At 66.9% G+C, this 23,966-nt stretch carries 19 protein-coding genes; 2 read left to right on the top strand and 17 right to left on the bottom strand.

What is annotated here, in order from left to right:
* The first annotated feature begins 32 nt into the window (after positions 1–32).
* Entirely contained in the window at positions 33–1,328 is a 1,296-nt protein-coding gene (locus FHS28_RS20180; RefSeq protein ID WP_088453631.1) for a patatin-like phospholipase family protein, read from the top strand.
* Positions 1,329–1,413: 85 nt separating this feature from the next.
* On the opposite strand, the gene FHS28_RS20185 is transcribed toward FHS28_RS20180, so the two are convergent.
* From FHS28_RS20185 to glf, 5 genes are all read right to left on the bottom strand, one after another.
* Positions 1,414–2,673 carry an ATP-binding protein gene (locus FHS28_RS20185; protein ID WP_088453632.1) on the bottom strand — a complete coding sequence of 420 codons (1,260 nt, stop codon included), beginning with the start codon at positions 2,671–2,673 and terminating at the stop codon, positions 1,414–1,416.
* On the bottom strand, positions 2,670–3,374 hold the full coding sequence (locus tag FHS28_RS20190; RefSeq protein ID WP_088453633.1) for a response regulator: 705 nt from the start codon (positions 3,372–3,374) through the stop codon (positions 2,670–2,672). The genes FHS28_RS20185 and FHS28_RS20190 overlap by 4 nt, the downstream gene beginning before the upstream one ends.
* Before the next feature lie 194 nt (positions 3,375–3,568).
* Complete coding sequence (locus tag FHS28_RS20195) at positions 3,569–4,528, bottom strand: dioxygenase family protein (RefSeq protein WP_184295295.1); 960 nt, start codon at positions 4,526–4,528, stop codon at positions 3,569–3,571.
* Between the two features lie 160 nt (positions 4,529–4,688).
* The gene (locus FHS28_RS20200; RefSeq protein ID WP_246410391.1) at positions 4,689–6,392 is read right to left on the bottom strand and encodes an ATP-binding cassette domain-containing protein; all 1,704 of its coding nucleotides are present in this window, start codon (positions 6,390–6,392) and stop codon (positions 4,689–4,691) included.
* 246 nt (positions 6,393–6,638) lie between these two features.
* Positions 6,639–7,772 (bottom strand): UDP-galactopyranose mutase, encoded by a 1,134-nt coding sequence (gene glf / locus FHS28_RS20205; RefSeq protein WP_088453635.1) that lies wholly within the window; start codon positions 7,770–7,772, stop codon positions 6,639–6,641.
* A gap of 175 nt (positions 7,773–7,947) precedes the next feature.
* Between glf and FHS28_RS20210 the strand changes: the two genes are divergently transcribed.
* Positions 7,948–9,090, top strand: a complete 1,143-nt coding sequence (locus FHS28_RS20210; RefSeq protein ID WP_088453636.1) for a glycosyltransferase family 4 protein — start codon at positions 7,948–7,950, stop codon at positions 9,088–9,090.
* A 45-nt stretch (positions 9,091–9,135) separates the two neighbouring features.
* On the opposite strand, the gene FHS28_RS20215 is transcribed toward FHS28_RS20210, so the two are convergent.
* The 12 genes from FHS28_RS20215 to gyrA form a co-directional block, all read right to left on the bottom strand.
* Entirely contained in the window at positions 9,136–10,209 is a 1,074-nt protein-coding gene (locus FHS28_RS20215; protein WP_184295301.1) for a glycosyltransferase family 2 protein, read from the bottom strand.
* 11 nt (positions 10,210–10,220) lie between these two features.
* Positions 10,221–10,979 (bottom strand): glycosyltransferase, encoded by a 759-nt coding sequence (locus tag FHS28_RS20220; protein ID WP_088453638.1) that lies wholly within the window; start codon positions 10,977–10,979, stop codon positions 10,221–10,223.
* A gap of 97 nt (positions 10,980–11,076) precedes the next feature.
* Positions 11,077–12,234, bottom strand: a complete 1,158-nt coding sequence (gene lapB, locus FHS28_RS20225) for a lipopolysaccharide assembly protein LapB (RefSeq protein ID WP_088453639.1) — start codon at positions 12,232–12,234, stop codon at positions 11,077–11,079.
* Positions 12,224–12,511, bottom strand: coding sequence for a LapA family protein (locus FHS28_RS20230; protein ID WP_088453640.1), 288 nt, complete (start codon positions 12,509–12,511; stop codon positions 12,224–12,226). The genes lapB and FHS28_RS20230 overlap by 11 nt, the downstream gene beginning before the upstream one ends.
* Before the next feature lie 29 nt (positions 12,512–12,540).
* Complete coding sequence (locus FHS28_RS20235) at positions 12,541–12,849, bottom strand: integration host factor subunit beta (RefSeq protein WP_088453641.1); 309 nt, start codon at positions 12,847–12,849, stop codon at positions 12,541–12,543.
* 377 nt (positions 12,850–13,226) lie between these two features.
* Positions 13,227–14,906, bottom strand: a complete 1,680-nt coding sequence (rpsA, locus tag FHS28_RS20240; RefSeq protein ID WP_088453642.1) for a 30S ribosomal protein S1 — start codon at positions 14,904–14,906, stop codon at positions 13,227–13,229.
* A gap of 199 nt (positions 14,907–15,105) precedes the next feature.
* Complete coding sequence (locus tag FHS28_RS20245) at positions 15,106–17,151, bottom strand: bifunctional 3-phosphoshikimate 1-carboxyvinyltransferase/cytidylate kinase (RefSeq protein ID WP_088453643.1); 2,046 nt, start codon at positions 17,149–17,151, stop codon at positions 15,106–15,108.
* A 48-nt stretch (positions 17,152–17,199) separates the two neighbouring features.
* Positions 17,200–18,096: a prephenate dehydrogenase gene (locus FHS28_RS20250; RefSeq protein ID WP_310736832.1), complete on the bottom strand. Its 897-nt coding sequence runs from the start codon at positions 18,094–18,096 to the stop codon at positions 17,200–17,202.
* A 243-nt stretch (positions 18,097–18,339) separates the two neighbouring features.
* Positions 18,340–19,464 carry a prephenate dehydratase gene (gene pheA / locus FHS28_RS20255; RefSeq protein ID WP_088453645.1) on the bottom strand — a complete coding sequence of 375 codons (1,125 nt, stop codon included), beginning with the start codon at positions 19,462–19,464 and terminating at the stop codon, positions 18,340–18,342.
* A complete protein-coding gene (serC, locus tag FHS28_RS20260; RefSeq protein ID WP_088453646.1) occupies positions 19,457–20,578 on the bottom strand; it encodes a 3-phosphoserine/phosphohydroxythreonine transaminase in 1,122 nt (373 codons plus the stop codon). The genes pheA and serC overlap by 8 nt, the downstream gene beginning before the upstream one ends.
* Before the next feature lie 11 nt (positions 20,579–20,589).
* The gene (locus FHS28_RS20265; RefSeq protein ID WP_088453647.1) at positions 20,590–21,219 is read right to left on the bottom strand and encodes a DUF2059 domain-containing protein; all 630 of its coding nucleotides are present in this window, start codon (positions 21,217–21,219) and stop codon (positions 20,590–20,592) included.
* Positions 21,216–23,906: a DNA gyrase subunit A gene (gene gyrA / locus FHS28_RS20270; protein ID WP_088453648.1), complete on the bottom strand. Its 2,691-nt coding sequence runs from the start codon at positions 23,904–23,906 to the stop codon at positions 21,216–21,218. The genes FHS28_RS20265 and gyrA overlap by 4 nt, the downstream gene beginning before the upstream one ends.
* Positions 23,907–23,966 lie beyond the last annotated feature (60 nt).

Here is a 23,966-nt window from a genome sequence, read left to right on the forward strand (position 1 = left end):
TCTGGGTTGTCGAGCGTAAGCTTGATCCCATCATGGACGCCCCCACCAAGACCGGCCTGATCCTCACCGGAGGCGGGGCGCGTGCGGCCTATCAGGTGGGCGTGCTGGCGGCGATTGCGCAGCTGCGGCGTGATGCCTGCGCCACCGAAGGCAGCCCGTTCCAGGTGATCGCCGGCACCTCGGCTGGCGCCATCAATGCCGCCACGCTGGCCTGCCAGGCGGACGACTTCTGTTCCGCTGTCGATGGGCTGATGTACATCTGGCAGAACATCCATGTGGATCAGGTGTATGCGGCCGACTCGTTCGGCGTGATCCGCAGCGGCGCCCGCTGGCTCACGATGATGAGCCTGGGCTGGGCGTTGGCCCGCTGGCGGCGCACTCGCCCCCGCAGCCTGCTGGACAACACGCCGCTGCGCGGCCTGCTCAGCCGCTGGATCCAGCTGGACCGGCTGGACCGCATGCTGGCGGAGGGCCATCTGGATGCGCTGGCGGTGACCGGCTCCAGCTACACCTCCGGCCATCACGTCACCTTCTATCAGACCCACGAGCCGCGCGCGCCCTGGGTGCGCAGCCAGCGGCTGGCGGTGCAGACGGAGCGGCTCAGCATCGAGCATCTGATGGCTTCATCGGCCATTCCGTTCATCTTTCCTGCCGAGCCGCTGGACCTGCACGGCCGCATGGAGTGGTTCGGGGATGGGTCGATGCGCCAGACGGCGCCGATCTCGCCGGCGGTGCACCTGGGGGCGCACAAGGTGCTGATCATCGGCGCGGGGCGGATGCATGAGGCGGGCGGGGAAGGGCCGGCCAGCCCGACACCGTCCGGCCACCCGAGCCTGGCGCAGATTGCCGGGCATGCGCTGTCCAACATCTTTCTGGATGCGCTGGCGGTGGACATCGAGCGGATGCAGCGCATCAACAAGACCCTGTCGCTGCTGCCGTCCGAGTCGCTGCGCAGCACGCCGCTGCGTCCGCTGGAGGCCCTGGTGATCGCGCCCAGCCGGCCCCTGGACAGCCTGGCCTCGGAGCATGTGGGGCATCTGCCGCCGCCGATCCGCGCCTTGCTGCGCAGTGTGGGCGTGTCCGGGGAAGGCGCCAGCGCGAGTGGATCGGCGCTGCTGAGTTATCTGCTGTTCGAGCCGGCCTACACGACCGAGCTGATCATGCTGGGCATGGCCGACACGCTGGCGCGGCGCAGTGACATCCAGCGCTTCTTCGGCTGGCCGGCGCAGGCGCCACAGATCGATCCGGCGTTGATGCGCAAGCGCGCGGGCGGCTTTGCGTTGCAGATGCCGCCGAATCCCCCGGGGCCACCGCGACTGGTGGCTTGATGCCGGGCGACCGCGAGGTTGGTGCCGGCTTTGGGGCCGCGCAACGGGTCTGGGGTCGGCACCGAGGCGTCCGGCGCCATCGCGTTCAAGGCAGGCGCAGCTCGGCCATCAGTCCGCCCGAGGGCCGATTGGTCAGGGTCAGTTCGCCGCCCTGACGCTGCGTCAATTCCCGCGCGATGTAGAGTCCGAGGCCGGCGCCCCCGGTGTGCCGGTTGCGTGAGTCTTCGAGGCGGTAGAAGGGCTCGAAGACGGCGTCCAGCTTGTCCGGCGGAATGCCCGGTCCGTGATCACAGACGTGCACCCAGGCGCCCCGGCTGTCCCGACCGGCCCGTACCTCCGCCTGACCGCCATATCGCAGCGCGTTGCCGATGAGGTTGCCCAGCACCCGGCGCAGGGCCATCGGCTGGCCTTTGGCCACGACCGGGTCGCCTTGCTCGAAGCTGACCCGCTGGCCCTGCTCGGCGAGATCGTCCACCAGCGACTGCGCCAGCGCGCCGAGGTCCATGTCCCGCATCTCTTCGGATGCACCCGGCCCGTCACCGCGGAACAGCTCCATCACCGCATCCACCAGCGCATTCATCTCGTGGATGTCCTCGACCGACCGGACCCGCTGCTGCTCGCCGATGTCCAGCGTCTCCAGCCGCATCCGCAGCCGGGTGAGCGGGGTGCGCAGGTCATGGGAGATCGCAGCCACCATCAGTCCGCGCTCATTGAACTGGCGCCGCAGCTGCCGCGCCATCGCATTGAACACCTGTGCCGTCTCACGGACTTCCAGCGTGCCCTGGTGTTCATCCAGCAGCGGCAGCTTGTCCTGCTTGTGCAGCGAGCTGCCGAGGGTGCGGGAGGCCCGCACGAGGTCCCGCATCGGTCGGGCCAGCCAGCGTGACGCCAGCCAGGCGGCCAGCGCCGTGACCAGCAGCCGGATGCCGTAGTCCACCATCAGGGCCTTGTTGCTGAGGCCGCGGAAGGGGCCGCGTTCCCGACCCGGGCCACCTTCCATGAATTCCGGACCCGCGCCCGGAATGGTGGGTTCCATCATCGCCGGCCCACGCGCGTCGTCGCGCCGCTCACCACGCGGGTCCGGATCGAAGCGCTGACGGTCGTGGCTGCCCGCGCCACCCGGGGGCGCGCCGATCTGTCCCATTGGCGGCAGCGTCGGCGCGACCGGCATGTGCGTGAGCGGCATGTTCCAGCCCTCCACCCACTGCACGGTGAGAATCGCCAGCACCTGCGCGGCCACCAGCGTGATCCACAGCAGCAGAAAGATCCGTCGGGCGAGCGTGTCGCCCAGGATGCGGCCGATCCAGGCCTTCAGCCCTGCACGTGGGGCCACGGGATCATTCAAGACTGCACCTGGGCATCAAACAGGTAGCCCTCGCCGCGCATGGTGCGGATCAGGCGGGGCTCCTTGGGCGAATCGCCCAGCTTCTGGCGCAGGCGCGAGATGGTCAGATCGACGCTGCGGTCGTTGACCTCCACCCCGGGCGCCCGGGTGAGCTCGATCAATTGCTCGCGGGAGAGCACCCGCCCCGGCCGCTCCACCAGCGCGGTCAGCATGCGGTATTCCGCGCTGGACAGCGGCACGACCACCTGCTGCGGCGACACCAGCTGACGCAGCAGCCGGTCAAAGCTCCAGCCTTCGAAGCGGAATTCCCGGCGGGTCTGAGCGTCGCTCTCGCCCCGCTTGGCCCGGCGTCGGATGGCGTGGATGCGCGCCACCAGCTCGCGCGGCTCAAAGGGCTTGGCGAGGTAGTCGTCGGCGCCCATCTCCAGGCCCAGCACCCGGCTGATCGGATCGCCGTGGGCGGTGAGCATGATCACCGGCACGCTGGCGTGATGCTGCTGGATCCACTGACACAGGCTCAGGCCGTTTTCATCCGGCAGCATCAGGTCGAGCACCACCACATCAAACACCTGCGCCGCCATCAGCCGACGCATTTCGCGGCCATCGGCCGCGGCACTCACCGTGACGCCAAACTTCTGCAGATAGTCCTGCAGGGACGCACGGATCTCTGCATCGTCATCGACCACCAGACAACGGGTCATTCGTTCCTCCACCAGAGGCGCCGGCCGTGAGGCCGGTGCGTCGCCGCACGATACACGACCGGCAGGCAGGGCGGGAGGGCAGGGCGGCCGTGGCGCGGCGGCGTCGTGACGTCGGTCGCGATCCCGGTCGTGGCTGCTGTCGCGAGGCGTGCCGACGTCGGCCGGTGGCCAGGCGGAGGGAAACGGAGGATGCGTCACGCGGAGATTCCGACGGTCAGGGTGGCGGCATAACCGGCCGTGGTGCTCCCGGTGACGGTGGCCAGCTGGGTGCTATAGCCGTCGCTGAAGATGTTGTCGGTGGCGAAGCTCATCTGGTTGAAGTTGGTCAGGCTGCTGCTGTAGGTGGACAGCGCATAAACGGCAGCGCACACCTCGGTCGGGAAGGCGATCTGGGACGTCTTGACCTTGTTTGAATACGAGGTGGCCGCAGTGACGCTGGGATAGACCTCGAAATGCATGTGGGGCATGCGGCCCGAGTAGCAGCCGGGGACGATGGTGGTGAAGGTGACGGTGCCGTCGCTGCCGGTGACCTGCACGCCGCGCAGGTAGTTCTCGCCGGTGATGCCGCTGCTGTAGAGCGAATAGCGGCCCAGGCGGTCGCAGTGCCAGAGATAGATGGCGTAGCCGGAGAGGTCGGCACAGCTGTTGGCCGCGTTGACCAGGGTGAGGGTGACGGTCAGCACCACGCCGTCCGCCGTGCCGCTGGCGGAGGCGACACTGCTGCGGATGTCGCTGCGCACGATGCCGGAGAGGGCCAGCGCATTGACCACGCCGCTGCTGGTGCTATTGGAGCCGTCGCCGGGGTAGGGGCCGGCCGTCTCTTCGGGAATGACGCTGCAGGTGGCGGTGCCCGATGAACCGCTGCTGCCGCTGCTGCCGCTGCCCGAGCTTCCGGAACTGCTCGATCCACTGGAGGAACTGCTGCTGCTGCTGTCGTCCGAGCCGCCGCCGCCGCATCCGATCAGCGGCAGCGCGCCCAGTCCTGCCACACCCGCCAGCAGGCCCAGCGCGCGACGGCGCTGCTGCTGCCGCGTCATCACCGTCAGGTCGTGGGCCAGACCGAGATGATGGTCGTGGCCGTGGCCACCGTGAGCATCTTCATGAGCGGTGGCCGCGAGCGCGGAAGGGCGGAAGTCGGGTCGGCAAAGAGGCATGAGGAACTCCGTCGAAGGGAGTCCTCATTGGAGCGACGCAGAATGTCGGCGACTTAGCCAGTTTGTGTCAGCGCCGAAACATGCCGGGACGCACGCCGCATCGCCGCATGGACGCCAGGTCTCCTGGCCACCCGGTCGGCACCGGGTCTTTGCAACGGCCTCAGTGCTGCACCTGCACCATGCTGGCATAGGTGCCGCCAGCGGCGAGCAGTTCGTCGTGGCTGCCGCGTTCGATGACCTGGCCGTCGGCCATCACCTGGATGATGTCCGCCCGGCGGATGGTGGAGAGGCGGTGGGCAATGACGATCAGCGTCTTGCGACCCTGCCATTGCTCCAGCGCCTGCTGCACCGCCCGTTCGCTTTCCGTATCCAGGGCGGAGGTGGCTTCGTCGAAGATCCAGACCGGCGCGTCCTTGTAGAGCGCGCGCGCAATCGCCACCCGCTGGCGCTGGCCGCCGGAGAGCTTGCTGCCGTTGGCGCCGATGTTGGTGTCCAGCCCTTCCGGCAGGCCCTGCACAAAGTCCCACAGCGCCGCGGCGCGCAGCACCTGTTCCAGCTTGGCGTCGTCGCGCGGCTGGGCATAGGCGATGTTGTCGGCCACCGAACTGTCGAACAGTACGATGTCCTGCGACACCACCGCAAACTGCCGGCGCAGATTGGCCTTGGTCAGCTCGTCGATCGGCACGCCGTCAAACAGCACACGACCGCCGTCCGGATGCTCGAAGCCCAGCAGCAGGCTGACCACCGAGGTCTTGCCGGCGCCTGAGCTGCCCACCAGTGCGGTGGTGCGGCCGGCGGGAATCTCAAGGTCGAGCCCGCGCAGCGCATCGCGGTTGGCGCCGGGGTAACGCAGGGTCACCTTCTCCAGCTGGATGTGGCCGCGGCCGTCGTGGATCTCCCGGGTGCCGGTGTCCCGTTCGGCGGGCAGGTCCAGCATGCCCATGCAGCCGCGGGCGATCACCAGTGCATTGGTGATGGGCTGCATGACGTCGCTCAGGTGACGCAGGCGGGAGCTCATCAGCAGCAGGGCGGTGACGAAGCCGGCGAACTCACCCACGCCGGTGCCGGTCTGCCGCGCCTGCAGCAGCGCCAGGCTGACGATGATCGAAATCCCGACGCTGGCCATCAGCTGCGACAGGGGTTGGGCCAGGGCATTGGCGGCGGCGGTCTTGAGGGCACTGCGCTGCACCTCACGGGCACGCTCGGCAAACCGGGCGCGCTCATGGTCGGCCGCATCGAAGCTGCGCACCACGCGCCAGGCGCGGGTCACGTCCTCAATCACCGTCACCAGCCGCAGTTGTGAGTCGTAGGCCCAGCTGCCCATGCGGCGCACCCGGCGGTTGACCTTGCGAACGACAAAAGCCAGACCGGGCACGGTGATCAACGACAGCAGGGTCAGCTTCCAGTTCAGGAAGAACAGATAGCCCATCAGCGTAATGGCCGGGAGCCCGTCCCGCAGGATGGTCACCAGCGAGCCGGCCACCAGGCCGACCACCTGCTGCGGATCACTCACCACCTTGCTCACGGCGGTGGCGGGCTGCAGGTTGGTATAGACGCGGGCGTCGGCGTGCAGCAGTGTCTGCAGCAGGGCGGCGCGGATGTCCATCACGGTGCGGGAGATGGTCCAGTTCAGCAGGTACTGGCCGCAGAAGCTGAACAGGCCGCGCAGCGCGAACAGGCCGATCAGGGTGACCGGCACCATCCAGATGGGGAAGCTGTACTGGGTGGTGCCCACCGCGCCGGTCTTGGGATTGAAACCCTCACCCAGCGCGAAGTTGATCAGGTTGGGGATCAGCGGTTCGGTGGCGGCCACCAGCAGGTAGGAGAGCACCGTCAGGAACAGCCCCACACGGTGGGGCTTCATGAAGCGCCACAGACGACTGGCCGTCGGGCCCAGCGGTTCAAGCGGGGTGGAAGCGGAGGGAGCTGCGCTCATGGATGCAGGGCGGCGGACGCGCGAAGGCCGCGTCCGCAAAAAGGCGAAAAACGGATTGTGCCCGGAATCGGGACGACCCTGCGGGCCACCCGGGGCGGGGCGTGGAGCCGTGCGCTGAGCTGGCGGCCAATGCAGCCTTGACGCCGCCCGGCGGGCAGCGTGTCAGGCCGCGCCTCAGTTCGGCGACGCCTGGCCGCCGCCGCCGTCGCCGTCGCGAGTCTCGAGCAGGTCGTGAGCGGTTTTCAGCGCGGCCGCCACGATCTGGTCCATGTTGTAGTAACGGTACTGGGCCAGCCGACCAACGAAGGTCACGCCTTGCGCCGCTTCCGCCAGGGCGGCGTAACGCTTGAACAGCGCTTCATTTTCCGGCCGTGGCACCGGGTAATACGGATCGCCCTCGGCCTGGGGGAACTCCCGCACGATGGACGTGCCGGCATGCTGCTCGCCGGTCAGGTGCTTGAATTCGGTGATGCGGGTGTACTCGTGGTCATTCGGATAGTTCACCGTGCCCACCGTCTGGTACTGCTCGGTGTCCGGCAGATGCTGATGGTCAAAGCGCAGGCTCCGGTAGGGCAGCGGGCCATAGCAATGATCGAAGAAGGCGTCGATCGGGCCGGTGTAGATGATGTGGCTGCCGGCGAAGTCGCCGCGCACCGCCTTGAAGTCCACACCGGTGCGCACGGTGATGCCGGGATGGTCCAGCATGCGCTCGAACATGGCGGTGTAGCCGTCGGCGGGCATGAACTGGTAGGTGTCGGCGAAGTAGCGGTCGTCGTCGTTGCTGCGGGTGGGAATGCGGGCCGCCACGCCGGCGGAGAGCTGGGACAGGTCCAGTCCCCACTGCTTGCGGGTGTAGCCGCGGAAGAACTTGTCACACAGGTCGCGGCCGACGCTGTTGAGCACCACGTCCTCGCTGGTCTGCAGCGGCTCGCGGGGCTCTCGGACGGTGTCCAGGTAGCCCTGCACCTCGTCTTCGGTCAGGGAGAGACCGTAGAGCTGATTGATGGTGGTGCGGTTGATGGGGATGGGCAGCAGCTGCTCCCCGACCTGCGCCAGCACCCGGTGTTCGTAGAAGCGCCAGGTGGTGAAGCGGGAGAGGTACTCCATCACCTTCTTGGCATTGGTGTGGAAGATGTGCGGACCGTAAGGGTGGATCAGCACGCCATTCGCGTCCCGCTCGTCGTAGGCATTCCCGCCGATGTGGGGGCGCTTGTCGATGAGGTGGACGGTCTTGCCGGCATCCGCCAGCACGCGGGCACAGACGGAGCCGGCATAACCGGCGCCCACGATGAGGAAGTCTGGGGTCATGGAGGGTCTGCGGATCGTTGTTGTGACGGGGCTGGCTGAGATTGTGCGCCAAGCCTGCACCGGCAAGGGGCGGGCCGGGTCGGGGTGAACGAGGGGTCGTGAGCGCAGGACAGGGGACTCGGACAGGGGCTTGAGGGGACGTTGGGAAAGGTCAAGCCTCCGATACACTGTTTCCATGACCGTTCCCGCTTCGGGCGCGCCCGCGGGTGGGACCCGCCGCGTGCTGCATTTCGTCACCGGCGGCTTTTCCGGCGCCACCCAGGTTGCCGTGGAGCTGTGTCTGTCCCAGCAGAAGGCGGGACGGCTACAGCCCATCCTCGTGCTGCGCCAGAAGCGCACCACCGATCCGGCCAAAGTCCAGGCTCTGCGCGACCAAGGGCTGGAGGTTCATCTCGTGCCCGGCTGGGCCCACTTCGCCACCGTCTCGGCGCTGCGTCGGCTGTGTCTTGCACTGCGGCCGGACGTGATGATGGCCCATGGATTCCCCGAGCATCTGCTGGGCCGGGAAGCGGCGCTGGAAGCCGGTGTGCCGGTCATCGTGCAGGTGGAGCACAGCGCCCGGGAACGGTATCGATTCTTCTCGCTTGCCCAGGCCCGGCGGCTGGCCGCGCGCAGCTCCAAGCTGGTGGGCGTGTCCGAAGGCGTGCGGCAGCGGCTGGTGTCGCTGGGCATGCCGGAAGAACTCACTCTGGCGATTCCCAACGGCATCCGCCTGGCCCGGTTTGCCGAGGCGGATGCGCATCCGCATGCGCAGCGGGAGGCCGGCATCGTCATGTCCGCGCGCTTCGCCCGGCAGAAGGACCAGCCAACGCTGATCCGCGCCATTGCGCTGCTGGCGGAACGGGGGCTGCGGCCGCCGGTGTACCTGGCCGGCAGTGGTCATCCGCTCTACATGGGCCAGTCCGAGCGGCTGGTGAAGCGCCTGGGGCTGGAGGGGCAGGTGCGCTTTCTGGGCTATCACAAGGAGATGCCCAGGCTCTTGATGAGCCAACGCATCTTCGTGCTCAGCACCCACTGGGAGGGCATGCCGCTGGCGCTGCTGGAAGGCATGGCGGCGGGCTGCGCCTGTGTGGCGTCCCTGGTGCCGGGCGTGGAGGGCGTGCTGGAGGCGGGCAAGACCGGGTTGCTGACGCCTGAGGGCGATGCGCGGGCGATGGCCGATGCGCTGGAGCAGTTGCTGCGGGATGAAGCGCTGGCCCAGCGGCTGGGGCAGGCGGCGCGACAGCGTGCCATCGAGGAGCACAGCGTCGAGCTGATGATGCAGCGGTATGAAGATCTGGTGATGAGCCTGCCGCCGTTGCCGTCGGCGCGGCGCTGATCGGAGGGGCCGGTCACGCAGTCGCGCCCGGCGTGAGGACGGCCTTCAACGAGGAGGCGTCTGCGCGCGGCCCAGCCACCGCTCCAGACGCCAGGCGCGCAGCCACCAGCCACGACGGCGATAGCCGGTCAGCAGGGCATCCAGAGGCATCGGCAACTGTGCCAGCATCAGGTCGCGGTACTCGTCGATCCATGCCGGCGCCCGCGCCGGATCGAATCGCCACATCATGCGCGAGGCACCGATGAACTTGCGCGCCACCGTGTTGGCCCAGGCGAAACACGCCTCGGCACTCAGCCGCTGCGGGCTGCGCTCGCCCGCTCGGGTCGACTCAGCCGCTTCCTTCAGGCCCGTCATGGCCCACGCCAGATCACCGGCCTTGTCGGGATTGAGCGTGTGCATGATGGACCCGGCCCGCTGGCGGTAAGCCACCCAGACCTCCGGTTCGTACCAGAGGTCCGGCGCACGCAAGGCGATGAAGGGCAGCAGGTGCATGTCCTCGAAATGCCGGCCCGCCGGAAAGCGCAGGTCGCTGCCCCACAGGTCCCGCCGGGCAATCTTGGACCACGGGTGCATCTGGCCGCCGCGGAAGGTGCCGCCCATGATGACGCTCGGATCCGTGATGCGCTGGCGTACCGGACCCTTGAAGGTGCTTTTTCGCGGATGGCCGCGCAGGCGGTGCTTGAGCTTGGGGGCCTCCCGGATCATGCGGTAGTCACACATCACCAGCGACGGCGTGTGCTGGTCGATGATGGCGCGCAGGCGGGGCACGGCGCCGGGCATCAGCCAGTCGTCGGCATCGAGGAACCAGAAGTAATCGCCACGGGCGTTGTCGAGCAGCGTGTTGCGGGTGACCGAGACGCCCTGGTTGCGTTCATGGAAGAGGCAGCGCACACGCGCGTCTTCCAGCGCGAGCTGGCGCATCAGCGCGGGCGTGCCGTCGGTGGAGCAGTCGTCCACGATCAACACTTCCACCTGGGCCGCTGACTGCGTGGCCGACCGCGCATCCGACCCCGCTTCCGCCAGCGCGTCCGCTTGAGACAGCGCCGACGCCACGCTCTCGCGCAGATAGCCCTGCACGTTGTAGGCGGGGATCAGAAAACTGAGCCAGGGACGCGACATCGGCGACCCGCTCATTCCCGCCAGTGATCGGCGATCCAGGGCGCCGGCAGCGGACGCCGCCAGTTGCCATTGCTGCGTCCGGCCAGCGCGTCTGGCGGATTCATCACGCCGTGGAAGATCAGGATGCGGGCGCCCGCCGGAATGCGGGGCGCCTGCCAGTAGTTCAGCGGCCAGCGCGGAATGCAGTGGTACTTGAAGCTGGCGCACCAGCGCGCGTCCCAGTATTGCAGCTGCCCCTTGCGATGGATCTCATCGGAGAGGTAGGCCTGCTCATTGCGGAAGGTCTGCCGGATGGATTCGAACTCGCGTCGGAACTTGGCCAGCACGTCGGCGTGAGCGCCCAGGGTGAAGCGGTAGACCGACGAATTGCCGGTGATGCGCCAGGGGCGTTTCCAGTCGTGAATGATCAGGAATTCACCGGGCACTTCGAAGAACGGGGTGATGTCGTCCACGATCACCACGTCCAGGTCCAGGAAGAGGGCGGTGCCGCGCAGTCCGTGCAGGTCGGCCTCGAAGGTGGTCAGCTTGGTCCAGCCGCGTTCGGGGATGCCTTCGGGCAGCGCCAGCGCGGGAATCGGCAGGCATTGCACCTCGGACCGGATGCCTTCGCTGCGGTCGGTCAGGCAGACGAACCGGAAGTCCCCGCGCAGGTGACGACGCACCATGGCATAGAGCCGGTTGACGTATTCGGGGCCGTACTTCGTGCCCCACTTCATGCAGAGGATGACGCGGTCGGCGTCGGCGTCGGTGGGGGCGGGGCTCGTCGACATGGCGGGATGCGGGGCTGAAATCGATGCGGAAGCGGGGCGGACGGGAGGGGTCAGCAGGCGTCGTGGAGGGATGGGGCGCTCAGGCGGGCGGACCCGTTCAGAGCTCTTCCACCCAGCGCGGCGGATAGCTGTCCCAGCTCAGGCAGCCCGGACATTGCCAGAAGTAGTGCTGCGACTCAAAGCCACAGGCGGCGCAGCGGTAGCGCTGCAGCGGCCGCACCGCGCGTTGCAGGGCGCCGCCCACCAGCTGGGCCTCGTCGTCGTTCAGCGGCTGCTGACGGGCCTGGCTTTGTTGCAGCAGCTGGGCGGCGGCGGACAGGGCAGGTTCCACCCGCAGATGGTCGGTCAGGCGCCGGCGCTGGGCGACCGGGTCGGGTTCCAGCAGGGCAATCGCCAGCAGCATCGCCATGCTGGGATGGCGGCGGTATTGGGATTCGAGCAGCGTCAGGGCCTGGGGCACCGACTGGGTGGCCAGAGCCGCCTGGGCATAGTCGCGGGCGACGAGGTTGAAGGCGTCCGGATTGGCCTTGAGCAGGTCGCCGTAGACGGCGAGGGTGCCGGCCTGGTCGCCGTCGCGGGTCAGCATCTGGCCTTGCAGCACGTAGGCGCGGGCCGATTGGGGGGCGCGCTGGCGGGCGCGTTCCAGCCATTGGCGGGCGGCGGGCAGGTCCTGGTTGCTTTGGGCTTCCAGGGCCAGTTCGCACCAGTAGTTGGCGATGCGGCTGGCAAAGGAGCCGGTGCCGGTGGCTTCGAGCGACTCGGCCACATCGGCGGCCTTGGCCCATTCGCGGGAGCGCTCGAAGAGGGACAGCAGGGCCAGGGCGGCTTCGCGGTCGAAGGCGGTGCCTTTCAGGGCTTCGTAGGCGGTTTCGGCGCGGTCGAAGAGGCCGGCTTTGAAGAAGTCCTGGGCGAGGGCGTACTGGGCGCGGTCGCGTTCGTCCTTGGGCAGGTCGCCGCGGGAGAGCAGGTGCTGGTGGACGCGCACGGCGCGTTCGTATTCACCGCGGCGGCGGAACAGGTTGCCGAGGGCGAAGTGGAGTTCGGAGGTGTCGGGGTCGGCCTGGACGGCTTCGATGAAGGCGTCGATGGCTTTGTCCTGCTGTTCGTTCAGCAGCAGGTTGAGTCCCTTGAAATAGGCACGGGGGGCGTCGCGCTGTTCCCGTTTCCATTGGCGGGAGTCCAGTTTGGAGGCCAGCCACCCGAGGCCGAAGATGACGGGGACGCCGATCAGCAGCCAGGTCAGATCAAATTCCATCGGGGAGCTTCGGGTCGGGGGAGGGAGGGGAGGGCAGGTCGGCGGCGGGGGGCAGACTGCGGGCGGCGGCGCGTTTGTGGCGCCACCAGGCGGGCACCATGGCCAGCACGCCGAAGGCGCATCCGACGGCGAAGACGAGGAGCACCACGATCACCAGAGGAGCGCGCCAGGCCTGGCCGAAGAACCAGTGCACGACGACCTCCTGGCTGTTGTTCAGCGCGAAGGCGAAGAGGGTGAAGAACAGGAAGGCACGAAAAAGCCAGACCAGGATTCGCATGGGCGCGATTCTAGGCGCCGCGGGGCGGATTATTCCGAAGGGCTGACGTCGGCGGGCAACTGTGCGTCGACGGCTTCGCGCAGGGCTTTGCCCGGTTTGAAATGGGGGACGAGCTTCTCGGGAATCAGCACCTGCTCGCCGGAGCGCGGGTTGCGTCCGGTGCGTGGGGGGCGGCGGTTGATGGAGAAGCTGCCGAAGCCGCGGATCTCGATGCGGTGGCCGCGGGCCAGGGCATCGGACATGGCGTCGAGGATGGTTTTGACCGCGAATTCCGTGTCACGTTGGGTGAGCTGGCTGAAGCGCTCGGACAGGTGGGCCACCAGGTCGGATCGGGTCATGGTTCTTGGAATCTGAAGAACAACAGGCCCGCACATGCGAGCCTGTCGAGGGGGACTACAGCGGCATCAGCCTACCTCAGGCCGTTGCCGCTCTGTACCAGTAAAAGCCTGATTTTCCGCGAAAAATGCAGCAAAGCCGCACTCCGCGTCAAACCACCGTCGCTACGCTCCACCCGAAGAAATCTGGGTAGGCAAGCCCACCCACCACGCATGAAGCAAAGGCTCGGTGGGCACTGCCCACCGGCCGTCCTTCAAGCCACATCCGGAGTCAGGGTCTCCCTGACTCCTGGATGGCGCCCCCTGGGGGCAGGAGCGCAAGCGACTGGGGGGGCCAATCCTTGCGCCCCCTGGGGGCAGGAGCGAAGCGACTGGGGGGCTTAGTTTTGGTCCAGCTTGGCGCGCAGCAGTGCGCCCAGGCTCGTCGTACCGGCGTTCTCACGCTCGTTCGACTGGGACAGACGCTGCATGGCTTCCTGCTGGTCGGCGTTGTCCTTGGCCTTGATCGACAGCTGGATGCTGCGGGTCTTGCGATCGACGTTGATGATGATCGCGGTGACTTCTTCGCCTTCCTTCAGCACGTTACGGGCATCTTCCACGCGGTCGCGGGCGATTTCCGAAGCGCGCAGGTAGCCGGTGACGTCTTCACCCAGGTCGATTTCAGCGCCACGGGCGTCCACCGTCTTGACCTTGCCGGTGACCGACATGCCACGGTCGTTGACCGAGACGAAGGTCGAGAACGGGTCGCCGTCCAGCTGCTTGATGCCCAGCGAGATGCGCTCGCGCTCGACGTCCACAGCCAGCACGATGGCTTCGACTTCCTGGCCCTTCTTGTAGTTGCGGACAGCCGTTTCGCCCGGCTCGTTCCACGACAGGTCGGACAGGTGCACCAGGCCGTCGATGCCCTGGGCCAGGCCCACGAACACGCCGAAGTCGGTGATCGACTTGATCGGGCCCTTGACGCGGTCGCCGCGCTTGACGTTCTCGGCGAACTCTTCCCACGGGTTGGCGCGGCACTGCTTCATGCCCAGCGAGATGCGACGCTTGTCTTCGTCGATCTCCAGGACCATGACTTCCACTTCGTCACCCAGGGAGACGACCTTGGAAGGAGCCACGTTCTTGTTGGTCCAGTCCATTTCGGACACGTGCACCAGACCTTCGATGCCCGGTTCGATTTCCACGAACGCGCCGTAGTCAGCGATGTTGGTGACCTTACCGAACAGACGGGTGTTGGCCGGGTAGCGGCGCGACACGCCGAACCACGGATCGTCGCCCAGCTGCTTCAGACCCAGCGAGACGCGGTTCTTCTCGGCGTCGAACTTCAGGACCTTGGCGGTCAGTTCCTGACCGACCGTCACCACTTCGCTCGGGTGACGGACACGGCGCCAGGCCATGTCGGTGATGTGCAGCAGGCCGTCGATGCCGCCCAGGTCCACGAACGCACCGTATTCGGTGATGTTCTTGACCACGCCGTTGACGATGGCGCCTTCGGTCAGCGTTTCGAGCAGCTTGGCGCGCTCTTCACCCATGGAGGCTTCCACCACAGCGCGACGCGACAGCACAACGTTGTTGCGCTTGCGGTCCAGCTTGATGACCTTGAATTCCATGGTCTTGCCCTCGAACGGGCTCATGTCCTTCACCGGGCGGGTGTCCAGCAGCGAACCGGGCAGGAAGGCGCGGATGCCGTTGACCAGGACGGTCAGGCCGCCCTTGACCTTGCCGGACACGGTGCCGGTGACGAACTCGCCGGATTCCAGCGCGTTTTCCAGCGACAGCCACGAGGCCAGACGCTTGGCCTTGTCGCGCGACAGGATGGTGTCGCCGTAGCCGTTTTCGATGGCGTCGATGGCCACCGAGATGAAGTCGCCCACCTGGACTTCAACTTCGCCCTGGTCGTTCTTGAACTCTTCGACAGGCACGTAGGCTTCAGACTTCAGGCCGGCGTTGACCACCACGAAGTTGTGCTCGATACGGACCACTTCAGCCGAGATGACCTCGCCGGTGCGCATGTTGGCGCGTTGCAGCGATTCCTCGAAAAGGGCGGCAAAAGATTCAGACATGTGAAATTTCCTTGCCAGGCACAGAGCGTCCGGCGCTTGGGGTGCAAGCGGCCTGATCCGAGAGGTGCGCGGGCATGTTGTGCAAGTGGCACTTGCGGGTTAGGTTGTTGAACACGTCACCCCCGATGAACTGACGTTCGGAGGGAGGGGTGACGCTCCTGGCATGCGAACAGCGAAAAACGCCCAGAGGGCTGGCGGATCAGTGAGGGAACGGGCGCTTTGTCTGCCACCAGCCCAGCACCAGATCCTTTGAAGCCTCAATGGAATGTGCGGAGTTGTCCAGCTCGATCGCGTCCGCAGCTGCCTGAAGGGGTGATGCGCTGCGGGTTTTATCCCGCGCATCACGCGCTTCCAGATCTGCGCGCAAGTCTTCGAGTTTAGCCGGGATGCCCTTGGAAATCAATTGATGGAACCGGCGCTCGGCCCGCGTGGCGGCGGTCGCGGTCAGGAACACCTTGAGCGGGGCGTCCGGGAAGATGGCGGTGCCCATGTCGCGGCCGTCGGCCACGAGGCCCGGCAGGCGCCGGAAATCCAGCTGCAGCTGATGCAGGGCCTGCCGTACGGGCGGGTGGGCGCCCACCTGGGAGGCCATCAGGCCGGTGGCTTCCTGGCGGAGTTCGTTGCTCACATCCTCGTCGTCCAGCAGCACCCGGCCCTGTTCGAAGCGCAGATCCAGTGTCGGCACCAGGGCAGCGACGGCGGCGCCGTCGGCGAGGTCCACGCCGGCGCGGTGGGCGGCGAGGCCGGTCACCCGGTAGAGCGAGCCGGAATCCAGCACGCCATACCCCAGCGCACGGGCGACCTCATCGGTCAGCGTGCCCTTGCCGGAGGCCGTCGGACCGTCGATGGTGATGACGGGAATGTCCTGCGGCCGGGCCTGGACGACACTGAACAGTGTCTCGAAATAGTCCGGGAAGGTCTTGGCGACGCATTGCGGGTCCAGGATGCGAACCGGTACCGCCTGTTCCGAGCGACCGGCGATCAGGCCGTTGAAGGCCGCCAGCGAGAAGCACATCGCCACCCGGTGGTCGTCGTAGGTGTGGATGGCGGCCGGCTGCCAGTGCTGCAGCGGATGCACCCGCAGCCAGTCCGGGCCTTCCTCCACCTCGGCGCCGAGCTTGCGCAGTTCGGCGGCCATGGCGGCGATGCGGTCGGTTTCCTTCACCCGCCAGGAGGCGATGTTGCGCAGGGTGGTCGGGCCGTCGGCATACAGCGCCATGACGGCCAGGGTCATCGCAGCGTCCGGGATGTGGTTGCAGTCCAGGTCCAGCGCCCGCAGCGGCCAGGCGCCGCGGCGCACTTCCAGCCAGTTGGCGCCCAGCGTCACGGCGGCGCCCATGGCTTCGGCCGCCTCGACAAAACGAACATCGCCCTGCACCGAGCTGGAGCCAACGCCCTCGATGCGGATGGGCGCCGATTCGGCGGCAATGGCCCCCAGCGCCACAAAGTACGAGGCGGAGGACGCATCCCCTTCCACATGCACCACGCCGGGCGATGCATACCGGCTGCCCGCCGGGATGACAAAACGCTGCCAGTCGGCATCGCGCTGCACCTGCACGCCGAAACGGGCCAGCAGGTCGAGGGTGATCTGCACGTAGGGCTTGGAAATCAGCTCGCCGGTGACTTCAATGACGATGTCGCGGGCGCCCTGGCCGTCCGGTCCGCCCGCAGCCACCAGCGGAAGGGCCAGGAGCAGGGCGGTCAGGAACTGGCTGGAGACATCGCCGCGCACCTGCACCGGGGCGTCCAGGCTGAGCGGCGCGGGGCCTTGCAGGCGCAGCGGCGGATACCCTTCCTGGCCCAGGCAGTCGATCGGGCAGCCCAAGGCACGCAGGGCGTCCACCAGGTCGCCAATGGGGCGCTCATGCATGCGGGGCACGCCGGAGAGCTCGAACCGTCCGCCCTGGGTGGCGGCGAGGACCGCCAGGGCGGCGGTCAACGGCCGCATCGCGGTCCCGGCATTGCCCAGGAACAGCTTCGCTTCCTTCTGCTGCAGCCGACCGCCCAGCCCGGTGACCGACAGCACGCCATCGTCCCGGTGATGCAGCTCGCAGCCCAGCTCCCGCAGGGCGGCGATCATGACCTTGGTGTCATCCGAGTCCAGCAGGTCGTGCACCAGCGTTTCGCCGGCGGACAGGCCCGCCAGCAGCAGCACGCGGTTGGAGATGCTCTTGGAGCCGGGCAGGGTGACGGTCCCGGCAGCGCCACGCAGCGGCGGCAGATCGAGGTAGGCGGTCTTGTACATGGGGCCGATTGTCGGTCCAGAACGACCGGCCCGGCCTTCCCCAGAACGCTACTTTGACTTCGACGGCGCTGGCGGCGTGCTCAGCTGCCACTGGCCCCGGCCTTCGGAGGCCTGGCGGATCATGGCTTCGAGCCCGGAGGTGTCGCCCTTCTGGATGGCATGCTCCATCGCGTCCAGCGACTCGCGGAACTTCTGCGTCTGGGTCAGCAGTTCCTGCTTGTTGGCGATCAGGATGTCGCGCCAGATGGTGGGGTCGCTCGCGGCAATCCGGGTGAAATCCCGGAAGCCGGAGCCGGCCAGGCTCAGGAAATCGCGGCCGGATGGCTGCTTCGCCACCGCATTGAAGTAGGCATAGGCCAGCAGGTGCGGCAGATGGCTGACGGCGGCAAAGGCGGCGTCATGGTTGTGCGGCGCCATCTTCAGCACCTGGCAGCCCAGGGCGGACCAGACGTCGGTGGCTCTTTGCACCAGCTCCGGACGGGTCTGTTCCAGCGGCGTCAGGATGACCTGGCGGCCCTGGTAGAGATTGGCATCGGCATGCTGCACGCCGGCGGATTCCTTGCCGGCGATGGGATGGGCCGGCACAAAGGTCGGCAGCTGCTTGCCCAGGGCGCGGCGGGCGGCGTCGACGACGTCGCCCTTGGTGGAGCCGACGTCCATCAGCAGCACGTCGCTGTGGATCAGGTGGCGGATCGCCTTGAGGGTGGACTCGGTGGCGGCCACCGGCACGGCCACCAGCACGATGTCCGAGCCGGACACCGCCAGCAGCGCGGATTCCGCCGCCAGATCGATCACGCCCATGCGCCGGGCCGTTTCGGTGGTGGACGGGGATTTGCTGTAGCCCACCACACGGCGGACCAGGCCGGCCTTCTTCATGGCCAGCGCAAAAGAGCCTCCCATGAGGCCGCAGCCGATCACACCGAGTTGATTGAAGGTCGCAGACACCGCTTTTCTACCCGCCTTGCTAGCCGATTGACTACCTGTTTTGCTGGGGGCCTTGTGAGCCCCCGGGCTGCCGTTTTGATTGGCCGATTTGCTCATGCCTGCATCCGATGTGCCGGCATCTGAGCTCCCATGTGCATTGCCTGTTCGAGTAGCCGTCTTGTCACCCCATGATTGTGAGGCCTGAAAGCCGCTGTGCCTGCCCCTGCTTGCGGGTTGCCCGTGCAAAGGTCCCGCGCCCGGTGGTCAGGCCTTGAGCGGATAGGCGCCGATGATCTTGAAGAAAGCGCAGAGTTCCCGCAACTCCGCCAGGGCTGCCGCCACATGCGGCTGGGACGGATGGCCGTCCAGGTCGATGTAAAAGTAATACTCCCACTGACCGGTGCGGGCCGGCCGGGATTCGAGCCTTGTCATGGACACGCCATGCTGCTTGAGCGGCACCAGCAGGTCATGCATCGCCCCGGGCCGGTTGTGCACCGACACGACGAGGCTGGTGCAGTCGCGGCCGCTGGCCGGCGGCATGTCCATCGTCTGCGGCAGCGTGATGATGGCAAAGCGGGTGCGGTTGTAGGCCTCGTCCTGCACCGCATGGGCCACGATGTGCAGGCCGAAGAGCGGCGCGGCGCGTTCGCTGGCGATCGCCGCCCACGCCGGGTTGGTGGCCGCCAGGCGGGCACCTTCGGCATTGCTGGAGACGGCGCGGCGCTCGGCGTTGGGCAGATGCTTGGACAGCCAGTTCTGGCACTGGGCCAGCGCCTGCGGATGGGCCAGCACGGCTTCCACGCCTTCGAGCGAGTTGTCCTTGCGCAGCAGGTTGTGGCGGATCAGCAGGCTGACTTCACCGACCTGATGGGTGGGCGTGTGCAGGAAGAGGTCGAGCGAGCGGGTGACGACGCCCTCGGTCATGTTCTCGACGCCGACGACGCCATACTGCGCGCTGCCGGAGGCGGTGGCGTGAAAGACCTCGTCAAAGCTGTTGCAGTAGATGAGGTCGGCCGCGCCGCCGAAGTATTCGATGGCGGCCTGCTCGCAGAAGGTGCCGAAGGGACCCAGCACGGCCACCCGCTGCGGCGACTCCAGCGCCAGGCAGGCGGACATGATCTCGCGCCAGATGGCTGCCACATGTTCGCTCTTGAGCGGACCGGGATTGGCCGCCTTGATCTTGGCGATGACCTGCGCGACGCGGTCGGGCCGGAAGAAGGGGGTGCCGTCGCGGCGCTTGATTTCGCCGACCTGCTCGGCCACGTGGGCGCGCTGGTTCAGCAGGGTCAGCAGCTGGCTGTCCAGCGCATCGATCTGGTCACGCAGCACCAGCAGCTCAGGGCTGGCGACAGGTGTCGGCAGGGAAGAAGGGTCGGCGGCATCAGCCATGTTGGGTCTCGAAGTCCTTGAGGTAGCTCACCAGAGCCTGGACACCCTCCAGCGGCATCGCGTTGTAGATCGATGCCCGCATGCCGCCCACCGACTTGTGGCCTTTGAGTTGCAGCAGCCCGCGCGCCTTGGCACCCGCCAGGAAGTCGTCGTTCAGACGTTCGTCGCGCAGGAAGAATGGAATGTTCATCCGCGAGCGCGCTTCCGGCGCCACGCGGTTGGTGAACATCGACGAGCCGTCCAGCGCCTGGTAGAGCAGGGTGGCCTTGTCGATGTTGCGTTGTTCAATCGCTGCCAGTCCGGTCTTGCCGGCGTACTGGAAGCGGCGGATCCACTGGAACACCAGGCCGGCGACATAGATCGCGAAGGTCGGCGGGGTGTTGAACATGGAGTTGTTGTCTGCCACCGTCTGGTAGTTGAAGGCCGACGGGCAGATGGGCAGCGCACGGCCGAGCAGGTCGTCGCGGATGACGACCAGGGTCAGGCCGGCGGGGCCGATGTTCTTTTGCGCGCCACCGAAGGCCAGGCCCACCCGGGACCAGTCCATCGAACGCGACAGGATGTGGGAGGAGCAATCCACCACCAGCGGGGCGTCGCTGCCCAGCGCCTTCAGGTCGGGCAGCTGCTGGAATTCCAGCCCGTCGATGGTCTCGTTGCTGCAGACATGCACGTAGGACGCATCCGGGCGCAGCTGCCAGGTGGATGCGGCGGGCAGCGATTCATAACGGCCCTCCGGCGTCGCGCTGTCAGCGGCGATCCTGACGTCCGCATAACGCCGCGCCTCGGCGGCGCTCTTGCGGGACCAGACGCCCGTCTGCACCACGTCCACCGCGCCACCGCGGGAAAGGTTCATCGGCACGATGGCGTTGGCACCCAGCCCGCCCCCCTGCATGAACAGGATGTGGAAATTCGACGGGATCTGCAGCAGCTCGCGCAGGTCGCGCAGCGCCGCCTCGTGGATCGCGCCGAATTCCTTGCCGCGGTGACTCATCTCCATCACCGACATGCCGCTGCCCTGCCAGTCCAGCATCTCCGCGGCCACCTGGGTCAGCACCTCTTCAGGCACTGCCGCGGGACCGGCGGAAAAATTGAAAGGGCGTGGGGTCGCGGTCATGGAGGCGTGCCTTACTTCTTGGGCGACGAAGCCGGAGCGGCCGTCTTGCCGGCCGGGGCCTTGGCGCCAGCGCCGGAAGCGCCGGTGGGGGCGTCCAGACCCAGCTGCTTGGCAATGTTGGTCTGCAGGGCGTTGAACTTCTCGTCCAGGGCCTTGCCGTTGTCGTCGATCAGGCGCTTGGTGTAGGCGGCTTGCAGTTCCGGCGCCACGTCAGCGAACTTCTTGCTGACCGGCGATTCCAGCCAGGCCACCAACTGCTTCAGCTCGTCTTCGGTGAACTTCTCGTCCAGGGTCTGGCCGATGGTCGAGGCCTGGATGGCCTTGCCCTTTTCGACCAGCGCCGGGGCGTTGTCGTCCATGAACTTGCGCAGCGTCTGGTCGATCGACTTGGCGGTCGCGTCGCGCTTGGCTTCCGGCAGGTTGCGGATGGCGGGGATCAGCTTCTGGGCCAGGTCATTCACCGGGCGGTTCAGCACGCTCACCGTCAGCTGCTCGATGGCAGGCTGCTGCAGCTTGAGCACGCGACCGATCAGTTCCTTCTTGGCCGGGGAGCTGTCGGCCTTTTGAGCGAAGGCCAGGGGAGACATCATCAGGGCGGCCGCAAGGGCACCCACTTGGACATGCTTGAGCAACAAGGTCATTCCTTCGCGTCAGGTTCGGAAGTGGGGCCGGTGGCGACATTGCCATCGGTCGAGGAAGTCGGTTGGGTCGGGTCGGCGCCTTCGACACCGTCGCCGGCGTTTTCAACGGCGTCGTTCTCCACGATGCGCTGCAGGCCGGAGAGCTTGGCGCCTTCGTCCAGTGCGATCAGGGTCACGCCCTGCGTGGCGCGGCCCAGTTCCCGGATCTCCGCCACACGGGTGCGCACCAGCACGCCGGTGTCGGTGATCAGCATGATCTCATCTTCGGGTCGCACCAGCGTCGCGGCCACCACGCGGCCATTGCGCTCGCTCTGCTGGATCGCAATCATGCCCTTGGTGCCACGGCCGTGGCGGGTGTATTCGGCGATGTTGGTGCGCTTGCCGTAACCGTTTTCGGTCGCGGTCAGCACGCTCTGGCTTTCGTCTTCGGCCACCAGCATGGCGATCAGGCGCTGATCGGGTTCCAGCATCATGCCGCGCACGCCGCGGGCCTGACGGCCCATCGGACGCACGTCGTCTTCATCGAAGCGCACGGCCTTGCCGCCGTCGGAGAACAGCATCACGTCATGCTGACCGTCGGTGAGGGCGGCGCCGATGAGGTAGTCCCCGTCGTCCAGGTCGACCGCAATGATGCCGGCCTTGCGCGGGTTGCTGAAGTCCTTCAGCGACGTCTTCTTCACCGTGCCCAGGGCGGTGGCGAAGAAGATGAAGTGGTCTTCGGGGAAGGTGCGGAATTCACCGGTCAGCGGCAGGATGACGTTGATCTTCTCTTCCGGCTGCAGCGGGAACATGTTGACGATGGGCTTGCCGCGCGAATTGCGCGAGCCCTGCGGCACTTCCCAGACCTTCAGCCAGTACACCCGGCCCCGGTTGCTGAAGCACAGCATCCAGTCGTGGGTGTTGGCGATGAAGAGCTGGTCGATCCAGTCGTCTTCCTTCGTGGCGGTGGCCTGCTTGCCGCGGCCGCCACGGCGCTGCGCGCGGTATTCACTCAGCGCCTGGCTCTTGATGTAGCCGGTGTGCGAGAGCGTCACCACCATGTCGGTGGGGGTGATCAGGTCTTCGGTGCCCAGTTCCTGGGCGTTGTGCTCGATCACGCTGCGGCGGGCGCCCAGCTTGGTCTGGCCGAATTCCTGACGCACCGCGACCAGCTCGTCGCTGATGATGGTGGTCACGCGGGCCGGCGTGGCCAGGATGTCCAGCAGGTCGGCGATCTGGGCCATGACGTCGCGGTATTCGCCGACGATCTTGTCCTGCTCCAGGCCGGTCAGGCGCTGCAGACGCATCTGCAGGATTTCGCCTGCCTGGTCGTCGGAGAGGCGGTAGAGGCCGTCCGACTGCATGCCGTATTGCAGCGGCAGGCCTTCCGGACGGTAGGCGTTGGAGCCGCCGGCGGTGTCCCCGGCGGCGCGGGTGAGCATCTCGCGCACCAGCGACGAGTCCCAGGAGCGCGCCATCAGCTCGGTCTTGGCCACCGGCGGGGTGGGGGACTCGCGGATGATGCGGATGAACTCGTCGATGTTGGCCAGGGCGACGGCCAGGCCTTCGAGCACGTGACCCCGCTCGCGGGCCTTGCGCAGTTCGAAGATGGTGCGGCGGGTGACGACTTCGCGGCGGTGCTCCAGGAAGACCGTGATCAGGTCCTTCAGGTTGCACAGCTTGGGCTGGCCGTCGATCAGCGCCACCATGTTGATGCCGAAACTGTCCTGCAGCTGCGTCTGCTTGTACAGGTTGTTCAGCACCACTTCGGGCACTTCACCGCGCTTGAGTTCGATCACCACCCGCATGCCGGACTTGTCCGACTCGTCCTGGATGTGGCTGATGCCTTCGATCTTCTTTTCCTGGACCAGCTCGGCGACGCGCTCCAGCAGCGTCTTCTTGTTCACTTGATACGGGATCTCGTCAACGATGATCGCCTGGCGCTGGCCGCGGTCGATGTCCTCGAAGTGGACCTTCGCCCGCATCACCACCTTGCCGCGGCCGGTGCGATAGCCTTCCCGCACGCCGCTCAGGCCGTAGATGATGCCGGCGGTGGGGAAGTCAGGCGCGGGGATGATCTCCATCAATTCTTCGATGGAGCATTCCGGGTTTTTCAGCGCATGCAGGCAGGCGTCCACCACCTCATTGAGGTTGTGCGGCGGAATATTGGTGGCCATGCCCACCGCAATACCCGACGAACCGTTGACCAGCAGGTTGGGCAACCGGTTGGGCAAAACCAGCGGTTCCTTTTCGCTGCCGTCGTAGTTGGGGCCGTAATCGACAGTTTCCTTGTCGATATCGGCCAGCATTTCGTGGGCGATTTTGGACAGGCGGATTTCGGTGTAACGCATGGCGGCGGCGTTGTCGCCGTCCACCGAGCCGAAATTGCCCTGACCGTCCACCAGCATGTGGCGCAGGGAGAAATCCTGAGCCAGACGAACGATGGTGTCATACACCGCGCTGTCACCGTGCGGGTGGTATTTACCAATCACGTCGCCCACGATACGGGCTGACTTCTTATAGGGACGGTTCCAGTCGTTGTTGAGCTCGTGCATCGCGAAGAGCACGCGCCGATGCACTGGCTTGAGGCCGTCACGCGCGTCGGGGAGGGCGCGTCCCACGATCACGCTCATCGCGTAATCGAGGTAGGAGCGGCGCATCTCCTCTTCGAGGCTGATCGGCAGGGTTTCCTTGGCGAACTGGGTCATGCGCGGCAGGCCGCGCGCGTGCGAGCGCCGGCCTCTGGATTGAGCAGAAGAGAGACATTC

Source organism: Roseateles terrae (genome assembly GCF_014192155.1).
GTDB classification, from domain to species: domain Bacteria; phylum Pseudomonadota; class Gammaproteobacteria; order Burkholderiales; family Burkholderiaceae_C; genus Roseateles; species Roseateles terrae.

Bases quoted from the DNA above. Each gene is read 5' to 3' on its own strand.
- FHS28_RS20180 (WP_088453631.1), top strand. From the start codon at position 33: ATGGACGCCCCCACCAAGACCGGCCTGATCCTCACCGGAGGCGGGGCG.
- FHS28_RS20190 (WP_088453633.1), bottom strand. From the start codon at position 3,374: ATGACCCGTTGTCTGGTGGTCGATGACGATGCAGAGATCCGTGCGTCC.
- FHS28_RS20195 (WP_184295295.1), bottom strand. From the start codon at position 4,528: ATGCCTCTTTGCCGACCCGACTTCCGCCCTTCCGCGCTCGCGGCCACC.
- FHS28_RS20200 (WP_246410391.1), bottom strand. From the start codon at position 6,392: ATGAAGCCCCACCGTGTGGGGCTGTTCCTGACGGTGCTCTCCTACCTG.
- glf (WP_088453635.1), bottom strand. From the start codon at position 7,772: ATGACCCCAGACTTCCTCATCGTGGGCGCCGGTTATGCCGGCTCCGTC.
- FHS28_RS20210 (WP_088453636.1), top strand. From the start codon at position 7,948: ATGACCGTTCCCGCTTCGGGCGCGCCCGCGGGTGGGACCCGCCGCGTG.
- FHS28_RS20215 (WP_184295301.1), bottom strand. From the start codon at position 10,209: ATGTCGCGTCCCTGGCTCAGTTTTCTGATCCCCGCCTACAACGTGCAG.
- FHS28_RS20220 (WP_088453638.1), bottom strand. From the start codon at position 10,979: ATGTCGACGAGCCCCGCCCCCACCGACGCCGACGCCGACCGCGTCATC.
- lapB (WP_088453639.1), bottom strand. From the start codon at position 12,234: ATGGAATTTGATCTGACCTGGCTGCTGATCGGCGTCCCCGTCATCTTC.
- FHS28_RS20230 (WP_088453640.1), bottom strand. From the start codon at position 12,511: ATGCGAATCCTGGTCTGGCTTTTTCGTGCCTTCCTGTTCTTCACCCTC.
- FHS28_RS20235 (WP_088453641.1), bottom strand. From the start codon at position 12,849: ATGACCCGATCCGACCTGGTGGCCCACCTGTCCGAGCGCTTCAGCCAG.
- rpsA (WP_088453642.1), bottom strand. From the start codon at position 14,906: ATGTCTGAATCTTTTGCCGCCCTTTTCGAGGAATCGCTGCAACGCGCC.
- FHS28_RS20245 (WP_088453643.1), bottom strand. From the start codon at position 17,151: ATGTACAAGACCGCCTACCTCGATCTGCCGCCGCTGCGTGGCGCTGCC.
- pheA (WP_088453645.1), bottom strand. From the start codon at position 19,464: ATGGCTGATGCCGCCGACCCTTCTTCCCTGCCGACACCTGTCGCCAGC.
- serC (WP_088453646.1), bottom strand. From the start codon at position 20,578: ATGACCGCGACCCCACGCCCTTTCAATTTTTCCGCCGGTCCCGCGGCA.
- FHS28_RS20265 (WP_088453647.1), bottom strand. From the start codon at position 21,219: ATGACCTTGTTGCTCAAGCATGTCCAAGTGGGTGCCCTTGCGGCCGCC.
- gyrA (WP_088453648.1), bottom strand. From the start codon at position 23,906: ATGACCCAGTTCGCCAAGGAAACCCTGCCGATCAGCCTCGAAGAGGAG.